This is a genomic window from Paracoccus liaowanqingii (assembly GCF_004683865.2).
Classification (GTDB): Bacteria; Pseudomonadota; Alphaproteobacteria; order Rhodobacterales; family Rhodobacteraceae; genus Paracoccus; species Paracoccus liaowanqingii.
Map to the genome: position 1 here is coordinate 1,968,585 of NZ_CP038439.1, position 12,439 is coordinate 1,981,023.

A 12,439-nucleotide genomic window follows, 5' to 3' on the forward strand; every position below is an offset into this window, starting at 1 on the left:
GCAAAATTAACGAACCGCCGCTAAAGCCGACGATGCCCCTGTTACCGCAAAGGATTTCCTGCCCATGCGCGTTCTCGTCTTCAATGCAGGCAGTTCCAGCCTGAAGTTCGGCCTGTTCGACGGCGACCGGCAGGTCTTCAAGGGCAGCTTCGACCGCTTCCGCGAGGGGGGCTGCGATGTGGCCTTCGAGGGCGCGGACGGTCCGCCCGAACAGGGCCGGGCGCCGCATGCCGATCTGGCGGCGGCCATCGCGGCGGTGCCGGGCGTTCTGGCCGAACGCGGCCTGGCGGGGATCGACGCGGTGGGCCACCGGCTGGCGCATGGCGGGACCGAATTCACCGGCCCGGCGAAGATCGACGAGGCCGTCATCGCCCGGATCGAGGCGCTGACGCCGCTGGCGCCGCTGCACAACCCCGCCATGCTGGAGGGGCTGCGCCTGGCCTCGCACATTTGGCCCGATGTGCCGCAGGTCGCGGTCTTCGACACCAGCTTTCATTTGACCAACCCGGCCCGCGCCACCACCTATGCCGTGCCCGCCGCCTGGCGCGACGCCGGGCTGCGCCGCTTCGGCTTTCACGGCACCTCGCACAAATACGTGGCGCAGCGGGCAGCCGAGGCGCTTGGCCAGCCGTTGTCCGACCTGCGGATCATCAGCGTGCATCTGGGCAACGGCGCCAGCGCCTGCGCGGTGCAATACGGGGCCAGCATCGACAGCTCGATGGGCATGACGCCCTTGGAGGGGCTGGTGATGGGCACCCGCTCGGGCGACATCGACCCCGGGGCCTTCGGATTCCTGCAGCGCCATCTGGGGCTGGACGTGGCGGCCATCGAAGCCGCCCTTTATTCCGACAGCGGGCTGAAGGGGCTGACCGGCAGCCCGGACATGCGCGATGTCGAGGATCGCGCCGCCGCGGGCGATGCGGCGGCGCAGCTGGCGATCAACCTCTATGCCTATCGGGTGCGCAAGTATCTGGGCGGCTATGCGGCGGCGATGGGCGGCGTGGATGCGGTCGTCTTCACGGGGGGCATCGGGCAGAACTCGGCCTCGATGCGGCGGCGGATCTGCGACGGGCTGTCCTTCATGGGGCTGATGCTGGACGATGACCGCAACCGCGCGCCCGACCTGTCCGACCGCGCCGCGCCGCAGATCCAGGCGCAGGGCAGCCGCGTGGCCGTGGTGGTGACCGAGACGGCCGAGCAGCTGATGATCGCGCACGAGGTCCGTACGCTGCTGGACCGTCCCGCCCTGACCCCGCGCCCGGTCCCGGTCGCCGTGTCGGGTCGCCACGTGCATCTGTCGGCCGAGACGGTGCGCGCGCTGTTCGGCGCCGATTATCGCCTGACCGAGGGCGCGCCCCTGCGCCAGCCCGGCAACTGGGTCGCCGAGGAGCGTGTGACGCTGGAAGGCCCCAAGGGCCGGCTGGAGCGCGTGGCGATCCTGGGTCCGCTGCGCCCGCGCACCCAGATCGAGGTGTCGCGCACCGACAGCTTCGCCTTGGGCATCGACGCCCCCGTCCGCAACAGCGGCCAGCTGGAGGGGACGCCAAAGGTCCGCCTGATCGGCCCGCAGGGCGCGTTCGAGACGGACGGCCTGATCGTCGCGGCCCGCCATGTCCACACCAACCCCACCGACGCGGCGGCGATGGGCCTGTCGGATGGCGAGATGGTCGAGATCGAGGTGCAAGGCGCGGACGGCCGGGGCCTGGTCTTTGCCCATACGCTGGTGCGCGTCGCCGCCGGCACGGTGACCGAGATGCATATCGACACCGACGAGGCCAATGCCGCCGGCATCTCGGGCCATGTCGACGGCGCCGTGGTGCCGCATGTGCAGGCACTGCCGAAGGGCTGACGGGGAGGTTGGGGGGGGCGTGTCCGGCGCCCTTGGTGGTCGCCTCGGCGCGGCCCTGTCGGCCTGACCCGCGCGTTGCCCGGCAATCATGTCGGGCAGCGAGGCGGGGGCGGATCGTCGGAGCGCCAGCGTCAGGCGCCCGATGCGGGTGCCGACACCATCAAGGCCTTGCGATGGCGGGGCTTGGGGCGACCGCGACGTCCTGCGTCAGGAACGCCCCTCGGACGCCCGGTCCTTTCGCACACGCGCAGTCGTGACGGGACAGGGCTGGCCGTCGAAGAAGACCTGCAGGATCCGTTCGAAGACCTCCCCGCCCCCCGCCCCCGCGAACAGCGTCGCGGAGGAGCGCAGCTTGGCGGCGTCGATCGACCCGAAGATGCCTTCGGCAGAGCTGTCCTCATGCGCCAGCACGGCGCCGGCGCAGGCCCGCAGGCGCGGGCCCAGGACCGGATGAGCCAGATAGCGCCGCGCCTCGTCCAGATCCGCGATGCCGTAATGCCGCGCCATGGAGGATTGCCCCAGCCCGCGCAGCTGCGGGAAGATGAACCACATCCAGTGGCTCTGCTTGCGGCCCCGGGTCAGCTCGGCCAGCGCGATGTCATGGCCGTCCTTCTGCGCGGCCACGAAGCGGTCCAGTGCGGCGGGGTCGTCGGTCTGGGACTGGCGGGGCATGGGGGGCTCCTTCTGAAGGTCCGGATGAGGTGACAGGGCGGTCTAGGCGCGGGGTCAGCGGTGCGGCAGCTCGGGCCGGATACGGGCGGCGATGATGCTGCACAGCACCACCATCAGCGCGCACCATGCACCCAGAAACAGGCATTGCGTCGGAAAATCGACCCCGGCATCGATCAGAAGTCCGGTGATCCCGGGCCCGATGGCGGTCGAGATCACCATGATCGTCGTGGCCAGCGACCGGATCGCGCCCAGATGGGCGGTGCCGTAGAGCACGGGGAACAGCACGCCCCACAGCGACCCGGCCATGCCCTGGGTGATCCCCACCACCGCCAGCGCGACATACCAGCCTGCGACACCCTCGGCCGGGCCGATCAGGGTCACGCCGATCCCCATCGGCAGGACCAGAAGCGGCAGCAGCCGCAGCGCGCCGAAGCGGTCCGCCGCCCATCCCGCCCCGAAGGCCGCCAGGATAGTCGTCACGCCGAAGGCCGTGTAGCCCGGCGCCATCTGGGTCAGGGTCCAGCCCTTGACCTGCGCGACATGGGCCTGATGGAAGAAGATCACCGTCGCGATGAAGCCCGGCGTCAGCAGCACCGGCAGCAGCGCGGGCAGCAGCCAGTGGCCCGCCGCATCGCGCCTGCGCCATTGCCGCCCCTGCAGGCCCGGCCGCTCGACCCGGGCGGCGTGAAGGACCGGGTCGCGCCCCTCGGACAGAAGGATCGCCAGCAGCGGCGCGACGACCAGCAGCAGCACCGCCGCGACGACCAGCCAGGTGGCCTGCCACCCGACCGCGCCGATCAGCAGCACGACCAGCAGCGGCACGACGATCTCTCCGGCGGGATGGCCCAGATTGGTGATCGACACGGCTTGCCCGCGCCGCGCCTCGAACCAGCGGCCCATGGCGGTCATCGCGATATGGCTGAACATCCCCTGCCCGCAGAAGCGCAGCCCGAACAGCACGATCCCGAGCGCCAGCACCGAGGGCGCCTAGGCCATCCCGATCGCCGCCGCCCCGAAGATCAGCGCGGCCAGCGGGGCCAGCCGCGACAGGGGCACGCTGTCGGCCAGCGATCCCTTCCAGAACATCAGCGCCGCCGCCGCCAGCGTGGCCACCGTGTAGAGGCTGCCCCAGCTGCCATCCGTCAGCCCGTGGCGGTCCTTGATGAACTCGGCGAACAGCGAGATGAACCAGGTCTGCCCGAAGGCCGAGGCGAAGGTCAGCAGCAGCCCGGCCCCCAGCCAGCGAAGATTGTCGCGAAGAAACGGGATCATGCGCAGGGACCGATCGGGGGCTGGGGCGGGAAAGATGCAGGGAGTGCAAGCCCGCATCTGTGGCATGACGGCGGCGGCCCTGCAATTGCTCAAGACCCCCGCACCCGCGGGACGCGGCGCCCGACCTTCGGGGCGCCGCCCGGGCGGTCTCAGCGATACATCAGGACCGGGATCCTGACGGCCTGGACCATCGTGGTGGTGGTCGATCCGATGATCAGGCTGCGGATGCGGGAATGGCCGTAGGCGCCCATGACCAGCAGGCCGAAGCCCTCGGCGGAGGCCACCGACTGCAACACGTCCTCGGGCTCGCCCGGCGCGATCCGCGTGTCTGCGGTCAGGCCCGCGGCCCCCAGGATGCGCACTGCATCGTCCAGCTTGCCGCGCAGCGCGGGCGTGGGCTCGCCCACATAGAGCAGCGTGATCTGCAGCCCCTGGAAGACCGGGCTGACCGACATGCGCTGGACCGCCTTCTGGGCCGAGGCGCTGCCGTCGAAGGCCACCAGCACGCGGCCGATGGGCGCGAAGGCGCGCGAGGCCACGAAGACCGGGACCTTGGAGGCGCGCACGATGCGTTCCAGGTTCGAGCCCAGATGCGCCGTGGCGTATTCCGCCCCCTCGCCACACTTGCCGATGACGATGGCGCGCAGGTCGGGCTCGGCCTCCTGGACGGCCTCCAGGATGTCGCCCTTGCGCAGATGCGGGGTGACCTGGCCCACGCCCTTTGCCTGCAGGATCGCCTGCGCATCCTCCAGGATGGCGCGGCCCCGGGCCTGGGCAAGCCGGGCGCGGCTTTCGTCGGCGCTGGCCAGCTCCTCCAGCAGGGCCGAGCGGGCGCCGAGCGTCAGCGCCCCGGACAGGTTCTGGGTCGACCCGATTTCGCGCCGGCCCAGCACGTGCATCACGTCGACCGAGGCCCTCAGGCGGGCCGCGATCCAGGCGGTGTGGTGGCAGACGCTTTCCGAATAGGCCGAGCCGTCGACCAGTGCGAGTATTCTGTCGGTCATGATCTTCCCTCCCTCAATGCGACATCAGCTTGTCGAGCGCGCCGGGCTTGTCGTGGATGGCCAGCCTGTCGACCAGCGTCTCGGACGCTTCGTTCATGCCGATCAGCTCGACCTCGGCCCCGTCGCGGCGGAACTTGAGGATCGCCATGTCCAGCGCCTGCACGGAACTGATGTCCCAGATATGCGCGCCGGTGACATCGATGACGACTTTCTCGACCGCCTCCTTGAAGTCGAAGGCCTCGGCGAAATCCTCGGCTGAGCCATAGAACAGCTGCCCCTCGACCCGATAGGTGCGGGTGCGCCCGTCCTGGGACAGACTGGAGCGGATGCGGAACAGCTGCGCGATCTTGGCGGCGAAGAAGATCCCCGACAGCATTACGCCGACCAGCACGCCGATGGCCAGGTTGTGGGTGTAGACCACCGTCACCACCGTCGCGATCATCACCACCGAGGAGGACCGGGGATGGGTCCTCAGGTTGCCGATCGAGGACCAGCTGAACGTGCCGATCGACACCATGATCATGATCGCGACCAGCGCCGGCATCGGGATCCGCGCGACAAGATCGCCCAGGCCCACGACCAGGATCAGCAGCACGACGCCTGCGGTGAAGCAGGACAGCCGCCCGCGCCCGCCGGATTTGACGTTGATGATCGACTGCCCGATCATCGCGCAGCCCGCCATGCCGCCGATGAAGCCGGTGGCGGTGTTGGCGATGCCTTGGCCGATGCATTCCTGGTTGCGGTCGGACTTGGTGTCGGTCAGGTCGTCAACGATGTTCTGCGTCATCAGGCTTTCCAGCAGCCCTACGATGGCCACGGCGATCGAATAGGGCAGGATGATCTGCAGCGTGGTCAGGTTCAGCGGGATGTCCGGGATCAGGAAGACCGGCAGCGTGTCGGGCAGCGCGCCCATGTCGCCCACCGTGCGCACGTCCCAGCCCATCAGCGTGACCAGCAGCGTCAGCACGACGATGGTAACAAGCGGCGAGGGGATCGCCGTCGTCAGGCGCGGCACCAGGTAGATGATCGCCAGCCCCGCGGCCACCAGCGCATAGGTGAGCCAGGTGACGCCGGGCACCGACAGGTCCAGCTCGGTCAGCTGCGCCATGAAGATCAGGATTGCCAGCGCGTTTACGAAGCCGGTCATCACCGATTTCGAGACATAGCGCATGAAGCGCCCCAGCTTCAGCAGCCCTGCGCCGATCTGGATCAGGCCCGCCAGCACGGTGGCGGCCAGCAGATACTCCAGCCCGTGCTCGCGCACCAGCGTGATCATCAGCACGGCAGTGGCCGCGGTCGCGGCCGAGATCATCCCGGGCCGGCCGCCCACGAAGGCGATCAGCACGGCGATGGAGAAGCTGGCGTAAAGCCCCACGCGGGGGTCGACGCCGGCGATGATGGAAAAGGCGATGGCCTCGGGGATCAGGGCCAGGGCCACGACAAGTCCCGCCAGCAGGTCGCCGCGGATGTTGCCGAACCATTGGTTGCGGTATTCGGAAAGTGAGATCATGAATTATCCAAAACCCTGCATCGGCTGGCCATTCGAAAGGCGGTCCGGCATGTCTGTCTCAGGGTCGATCAAAGGATTGTCCGGCGGATCGGCGGCCGGAAGAGCCACCCGGGCTTTCACCGGGTCCTTGCGCTTGATCGTGTCATAGACGGAAAGGCGCCGCGGGATCAACCGGCTTGTTCCTGAAAATCGCCCTGCCGGACCCGGTCTGCCCGCATCGGGGCAGAAAGGACGGGGTCGCCCGGGCGGCACAGGGCACCGTCACCTGCCCCAGTTAGGGTCGGTTGGCCCGGTGGCGGGACGCAGTTTGCCGCAGCGCGGACGGCAGGATCAGATCAGGAAGATGTCGTCGGCGATGTCCTCGGCGGTCAGGCCGCGCCCGTCGAGGGCGATCCGGTCGCCGCCGCCGAAAAGCAGCACCACGCCCGACGACGTCTCGCGGATGACATCGCCATAGAACTCCGCGACCGAGCGGGACATCAGCGCATCGTCGATGAGCAGGCGGTCGATGCCCGGCTGATAGTCGGCGATCCGGTCGGCGCCGTCCCCCTCGTGGAAGACGAAGGTGTCGCGCCCGCTGCCGCCGACCAGCAGGTCGTTGCCGCGCGCGCCGATCAGGGTGTCGTTGCCCGCCCCCCCGCGCAGGGTGTCCGAGCCGGGACCACCGTGGAGATAGTCGAAGCCCGCGCCGCCATCCATCCGGTCATTCCCGGGGCCGCCCAGCAGGGTGTCGTGCCCCGCCCCGCCGGTCAGCGTATCGTTGCCGGCGCCGCCGCGCAGCAGGTCGTGGCCGTTGCCGCCGACAAGGCGGTCGTCGCCGCGCTGCCCGTCCAGCGTGTCGTTGCCATTGCCGCCCACCAGAAGATCGGCGCCCAGGCCGCCGATCAGCCGGTCATGGCCCGCGCCGCCGTACAGCGTGTCGTGGCCCGCACCGCCGGCCATCCAGTCGTCCCCGGCGCCGCCCCGGGCCAGGTCGGAGGTCGCGCCGAGGCGGAAATCATCCGCACCTGCCGTCCCCTCGACCGCACGCCCTCCGGGCGAGGACTGCCGCACGGCGCCGTCGAAGACCTCGTCCAGCCAGTCCCCCCGGCTGTCGACATCCGCGACCAGCGCGGGCTCGGCGGTCACCGGGAACAGCCCCGTGTCCAGCGCGGGCTGGCCCGTGGTGCGGCCGAAATTCTGCGTGGCCATCAGGACCGTGTGGCCCTGGAAATTCCCGACCTCCAGCCCGATGCCGATATATTCCATCCGGGGCGAGACGATGTTCTCGTAATGGCTGGGGCTGTCCATCAGGTTGCGGTGCAGCTGCCTGACCTCGTCGCGCAGATCGCCGCCGCCGCTGATCCCGACATAGGCCAGGTTCTCGGCCGTGCCCCAGCTTTGCCCGTACATGGGAAAGCCCGCCTGCTCGATCCGCGCGGAGGCGGAGGATCCCCTGGCGCCCGAATGCGAGAAGACGTCAGCATCCAGCATCCAGCGGCTGTGGGCATCGGCGGATTCGTTCAGCGACCGTGCGATCCGCAAGGGAGCCAGACCCAGATCGGCGCGGGTCTGGTTGACCAGGCTGACAAAATAGCGCTCGTCCGCGGTGGCAAGGCTCATCCGGGTGTCCCCTCTGAAAGACCGACGTGACACCGCGACGCGCGACTCATGCTCTGGTTGTTCTAGTCTAGACTTATGCTCGTGCACGGCAACGAGGTTTGGCCCGACCGTGGCCCGACTTACAGCGCATTCGACCGAATTTCCAGACACGGCTGCGGGAGCGGCGTCCGGATCCGGGATGGGCGGTCAGGGCCAGCCGTCAGGCCGTCCCCTCCCCGGCCAGCGCCTTGTCGACCGCCTCGCTGGCCTGGCCCTTGCGCGAGGTCAGGGGTGCCAGCAGCGTATAGAGCAGCGGGATCACCACGACGATCAGCACGCTGGAAAAGGCGAGCCCGCCCAGGATCACCAGCCCGATGGCGACCCGGCTTTCCGCGCCCGCGCCGGTGGCCAGCACCAAGGGCACGGCGCCCAGCAGGGTCGAGGCCACGGTCATCATGATCGCGCGCAGACGCGAGGTGGCGCCCTCGATCGCCGCCTCGCGGACATCCTTGCCCTCGTCGCGCAGCTGGTTGGCGAACTCGACGATCAGGATGCCGTTCTTGGCCATCAGGCCGATCAGCAGCACCATCCCGACCTGGCTGTAGATGTTGAGCGATTGCCCCGTCAGGAACAGAGTTCCGAGCGCGCCCGTGACCCCGAGGGGGATGGGCAGGATGATGATCAGCGGATGGACAAAGCTTTCGAATTGCGCCGCCAGCACCAGGAAGACGATCAGGACCGCCAGCCCGAAGGCAAAGATCAGCGCGCCGGACGAATCCTGCAGTTCTCGGGCCTGGCCGTCCAGGGTCATGGTCGCCTCGACCGGCAGCTCCTCGGCGGCGGCCTCCTCGACGAAGGCGATGGCGCTGCCCAGATCGTAGCCGTCGGCCAGACCGGCCGACAGCTCGACCGAGGGAAGGCGGTCGAAGCGGTAGAGGGCGGGCGGCCCGGCATCGTCCTCGATCGTCACCAGCCCGGCCAAGGGGACCAGCTGGCCCGAATCCGTGCGGATGAAGCTGGCTTGGATGTCCTGCGGCGAGACGCGGTCGGCATCCTCGGCCTGCACGATCACCGGATACTGGCGGCCATCCTCGGTGAACTCGCTGACCTCGGCCGAGGCGAACAGCACCTGCAGCGCCTCGGACACGTCCGCCGCATCCAGGCCCAGGTCGCGGACCCGGTCGCGATCCACCGTCACGCGATAGCCGGGCTGGTTCGGCTCGTAGGCGTTCTGGACGTTCACCAGTTGGTCGTTGCCCTCCATTGCCCGCTGCATCAGGGTGGCCCATTCGATCACCTCGGCGCGGTTCGGGCCGCCCACTTGGATCTGCAGCGGGCTGCCCGCGCCGCGCAGGCCCAGGCCCGCCGGGCTGTCCACGCGGATGTCCGCGGCGCTGATCTGCTGCAGCCGGGGTTCGATGCGGTCGATCACCTCGAACTGCGATTCGTCCCGGTCGCCCCATTCCGCCAGCCGGACGATCACGAAGGCGCGGTTCAGATCGCCGTAGCGGCCCACGATGGAGGTGATGCCGGTGGCGCTGCCGTCCTCGATCAGGGGCTGCAGGATCGTCTCGACTTCGGTCACGACCGCATCGGTATAGCTGAGGTTCACGCCGATGGGTCCGTCGACATTGATGAAGAAGATGCCGCGGTCCTCCTCAGGCGTCAGCTCCGACGGCAGCCGGTCGAAGAGCGGCCATGACAGCGCGCCCAGAAAGGCCACCACGCCCAGCACCAGCCACGGCAGCGCCAGCACCATCCCCAGCAGCTTGCGGAACCCCGTCTCGACGGCGGCAAAGACGCGGTCCACGAGGCGCCCGAACCAGCCCGGCGTCTGGTCCTTGCGCAGAAGCCGCGAGGCCAGCAGCGGCGCCAGCGACAGGGCGACGAAGCTGGACACGATCACCGCGACGGCCAGGGTGATGCCGAATTCGGTGAACAGGCGCCCCGCCTCGCCCTCCAGCAGCGAGATGGGGACGAAGACCGAAACGAGGACGGCGGTGGTCGCGATGACCGCGAAGGTCACCTGACGCGATCCGTTGGCGGCGGCGGCCAGGGGGTCCTCGCCATTTTCCACCCGGCGCTGGACGTTCTCCAGCACGACGATGGCGTCGTCGACGACCAGACCGATGGCCAGGATCAGCGCGAAGAGCGTCAGGATGTTGATCGAGAAGCCGAACAGCGCCAGCCCCGCGCAGGCGCCCACGACGGCGACCGGGATCGTCACCGCCGGGACCAGCGTCGCGCGCAGCGAGCCCAGAAACAGTGCGATCACCGCGACGACCAGGGCGGTGGTGATGCCCAAGGTGACCAGCACCTCGCGGATCGAGGCGCGGATGAAGACGGCGTCGTCGCTGGCGACGGTCAGCTGGGTCCCCGGCGGCAGGCTGGCGCGCAGGTCGGGCAGCAATGCCTCGACCGCGGCCGAAATCTCGACCGTGTTCGATTGCGACTGGCGCAGGACCGACAGGCCCACCGCCGACTGGAAATCGGCGCGCAGGATCGAGCTGTCATCCTCGACGCCCCGTTCCACCCGCGCGACCTCGCCCAAGGTCACCGGGAAATCCGCCGTCCCGCCGACCGAGATGCTTTCGAATTCCGCCGGTTCGGACAGCCGCGTGTCGGTGCGGATTTGGAACTGGCGCGAGGTCGTCTCCAGCGCCCCGGCGGGCAGTTCGATGTTGTTGCGCTCCAGCGCCTCGATAACCTCGGAGGTGGTGACGTTGCGGGCCGCCAAGGCGCGGCGGTCCAGCCAGATGCGCATGGCATAGGCCTGCTCGCCCTCGATGGTGACATCGGCCACGCCGTTGATCGTGGCGATCCGGTCGACCAGATAGCGGTCCGCGAAATCCGTCAGGTCCGAGGCCGACTGCCGTTCGCTGGTCAGGCTGAGGCGGATCACCGGGTCGCCCTGATCGTCGCTTTTCGCCACGGTCGGATCCTCGGCCTGCAGCGGCAGGTCGCCCGAGATCCGGGCCACTTCGGCCCGCACGTCATTGGCGGCGACGTCGATGTCGACGCCGGTCTCGAACTCGATCACCGTCCGGCTGTTGCCGCGCGCGCTGTCCGACGAGATGGTGCGGATGCCCGAGATGCCCGACACCGCGCCCTCGATCACCGTGGCGATCTCGGCATCGACCACCTCGGGGGCGGCGCCTTCATAGGGCACGTTGATGGTGACATTCGCGGTGTCCACGTCGGGCAGTTCGCGCACCGGCAGCGACAGGACCGCCGCGGTGCCGCCGACCAGGATCAGCAGGTTGGCGACGATGGCCAGGACGGGGCGGCGCAGGCACAGTTCCGACAGGGTCATTGGCGGGTCCCGTCGGCGGCGGCGGTGTCGGCCGTCTCCTCCTCAGGAGCTTCGCCACCCTCGTCCTCGGGTTCGACCGCGTCGCCGTCCTCGATGGCTTGCAGGCCGGTGGTGATCACCGTCTCGCCCGCCTCCAGCCCCTCCAGGATCTCGACCGCGCCATCCTGCAGCAGGCCGGTCCGCACGGTCCGTTCGCGCGCCTGGCCCTCCTCGGGGACGAAGACGATGGCCTCGTCGCCGATATTCACGATGGCCAGTTCCGGCACGGTGACCGAAGTCCGGGTCTCCAGCGTCAGGTCGACATTCATCAGCATGCCCGTGGTCAGCGTCCCGTCCGCATTGTCGAACAGCCCGCGCACCTCGAAGAAGCGCGCGACCGGATCGATCCGCGTGCCGACGGTGGACAGCTCGCCCGTGAAGACCCGGTCGCTGCCCGCGCCGGTGGCCTGCAGCGCCTGCCCCGTCTCGACCTGCAGGAACAGGGATTCGGGCAGGTTGAAGATGATCTCGATCCGCGACAGGTCGTCCAGCGTCGTGATCACGTCGGTGGGCTCCAGCCGACGGCCGGTCTCGATGTCGGTCAGCCCCACCGTGCCCGCGAAGGGCGCGGTGATCCGACGGTCGTCGACCTCGATCCGGGCGGCGTCCAGTTCGGCCTGCGCCAGGTCCAGATCGGCCAGCGCCGTGTCCAAGGACGCATCCGCCGCCACGTTGCGGTCCGACAGCTCGCGCGTCCGGTCCGCCGTCGCCTGCGCGTCCCCAAGCCGCGCCTCGACCTGCCGCAGGGCGGCGCGTTCGGCCCGGTCGTCCAGCTGGACCAGGCCGTACCCTGCCTCGACCCGCGTGCCGCTCGGGATGTCGAAGGAGGCGACCACCCCCGCCGTGCGCGGCAGGATGTCGCCCGAGCGGATGGCCCGCGTGTTCCCGACCGCCGAGAACTGCTCGACGATCTCGGCCTCTTCGGCCAAGGCGGTGCGGACCGTCTGAGCCTCGGGGCCCGCATCGCCCTCGTCGCCGGCCTCCTCGCCCATGATCCGGTCGACCATCGGCCCGCCGAAGCCAAGTGCCGCGCCGATCCCCAAGGCGACCGCCAGCACGCACGTGATCGCCAAGATGCCCTTGCGCATGCGTTTTTCCCCTTGTGCGGCACAATCGCCGCGTCACCGGGGCAAGTCATGTTCCCCGCAAGAGTTCCTGCCGGGATCTCTACGATTGCGTTACGGATCCGGTGCCTGCCC

At 69.4% G+C, this 12,439-nt stretch carries 10 protein-coding genes and 1 other annotated feature; of the genes, 1 reads left to right on the forward strand and 9 read right to left on the reverse strand.

Going from position 1 to position 12,439, the window contains the following annotated elements:
• The first annotated feature begins 64 nt into the window (after positions 1–64).
• Positions 65–1,849: an acetate/propionate family kinase gene (locus E4191_RS09560; protein WP_135313216.1), complete on the forward strand. Its 1,785-nt coding sequence runs from the start codon at positions 65–67 to the stop codon at positions 1,847–1,849.
• A 207-nt stretch (positions 1,850–2,056) separates the two neighbouring features.
• Here the strand turns inward: E4191_RS09560 and E4191_RS09565 are convergent, their stop codons facing one another.
• The 9 genes from E4191_RS09565 to E4191_RS09600 form a co-directional block, all read right to left on the reverse strand.
• Positions 2,057–2,521, reverse strand: coding sequence for a DUF1810 domain-containing protein (locus E4191_RS09565; RefSeq protein ID WP_135313217.1), 465 nt, complete (start codon positions 2,519–2,521; stop codon positions 2,057–2,059).
• Positions 2,522–2,575: 54 nt separating this feature from the next.
• Positions 2,576–3,499 carry an MFS transporter gene (locus tag E4191_RS09570; RefSeq protein ID WP_135313218.1) on the reverse strand — a complete coding sequence of 308 codons (924 nt, stop codon included), beginning with the start codon at positions 3,497–3,499 and terminating at the stop codon, positions 2,576–2,578.
• A 9-nt stretch (positions 3,500–3,508) separates the two neighbouring features.
• Positions 3,509–3,793: a hypothetical protein gene (locus E4191_RS09575; RefSeq protein ID WP_135313219.1), complete on the reverse strand. Its 285-nt coding sequence runs from the start codon at positions 3,791–3,793 to the stop codon at positions 3,509–3,511.
• Positions 3,794–3,942: 149 nt separating this feature from the next.
• Positions 3,943–4,797, reverse strand: coding sequence for a universal stress protein (locus tag E4191_RS09580; RefSeq protein ID WP_135313220.1), 855 nt, complete (start codon positions 4,795–4,797; stop codon positions 3,943–3,945).
• Positions 4,798–4,810: 13 nt separating this feature from the next.
• Positions 4,811–6,307 carry a SulP family inorganic anion transporter gene (locus tag E4191_RS09585; RefSeq protein WP_135313221.1) on the reverse strand — a complete coding sequence of 499 codons (1,497 nt, stop codon included), beginning with the start codon at positions 6,305–6,307 and terminating at the stop codon, positions 4,811–4,813.
• A 3-nt stretch (positions 6,308–6,310) separates the two neighbouring features.
• On the reverse strand, positions 6,311–6,478 hold the full coding sequence (locus E4191_RS23755) for a hypothetical protein (RefSeq protein WP_176562681.1): 168 nt from the start codon (positions 6,476–6,478) through the stop codon (positions 6,311–6,313).
• Positions 6,382–6,437 (reverse strand) — a sequence feature (sul1 is cis-regulatory element that is thought to sense ions involved in sulfur or methionine metabolism; They are found in Alphaproteobacteria). Its footprint overlaps the gene before it by 56 nt.
• Before the next feature lie 159 nt (positions 6,479–6,637).
• A complete protein-coding gene (locus E4191_RS09590; RefSeq protein ID WP_228461209.1) occupies positions 6,638–7,909 on the reverse strand; it encodes a CAP domain-containing protein in 1,272 nt (423 codons plus the stop codon).
• A gap of 199 nt (positions 7,910–8,108) precedes the next feature.
• Positions 8,109–11,201, reverse strand: a complete 3,093-nt coding sequence (locus E4191_RS09595) for an efflux RND transporter permease subunit (protein WP_135313222.1) — start codon at positions 11,199–11,201, stop codon at positions 8,109–8,111.
• Positions 11,198–12,328: an efflux RND transporter periplasmic adaptor subunit gene (locus E4191_RS09600; RefSeq protein ID WP_135313223.1), complete on the reverse strand. Its 1,131-nt coding sequence runs from the start codon at positions 12,326–12,328 to the stop codon at positions 11,198–11,200. Before E4191_RS09600 ends, E4191_RS09595 begins: the two co-directional genes overlap by 4 nt.
• Between the last annotated feature and the right edge of the window lie 111 nt (positions 12,329–12,439).

What these genes read in the sequence shown, in the direction of transcription:
- E4191_RS09580 (WP_135313220.1), bottom strand. Translation starts at nt 4,797, where the DNA reads ATGACCGACAGAATACTCGCACTGGTCGACGGCTCGGCCTATTCGGAA.
- E4191_RS09590 (WP_228461209.1), bottom strand. Translation starts at nt 7,909, where the DNA reads ATGAGCCTTGCCACCGCGGACGAGCGCTATTTTGTCAGCCTGGTCAAC.
- E4191_RS09600 (WP_135313223.1), bottom strand. Translation starts at nt 12,328, where the DNA reads ATGCGCAAGGGCATCTTGGCGATCACGTGCGTGCTGGCGGTCGCCTTG.
- E4191_RS09585 (WP_135313221.1), bottom strand. Translation starts at nt 6,307, where the DNA reads ATGATCTCACTTTCCGAATACCGCAACCAATGGTTCGGCAACATCCGC.
- E4191_RS09565 (WP_135313217.1), bottom strand. Translation starts at nt 2,521, where the DNA reads ATGCCCCGCCAGTCCCAGACCGACGACCCCGCCGCACTGGACCGCTTC.
- E4191_RS09575 (WP_135313219.1), bottom strand. Translation starts at nt 3,793, where the DNA reads ATGATCCCGTTTCTTCGCGACAATCTTCGCTGGCTGGGGGCCGGGCTG.
- E4191_RS09560 (WP_135313216.1), top strand. Translation starts at nt 65, where the DNA reads ATGCGCGTTCTCGTCTTCAATGCAGGCAGTTCCAGCCTGAAGTTCGGC.
- E4191_RS09595 (WP_135313222.1), bottom strand. Translation starts at nt 11,201, where the DNA reads ATGACCCTGTCGGAACTGTGCCTGCGCCGCCCCGTCCTGGCCATCGTC.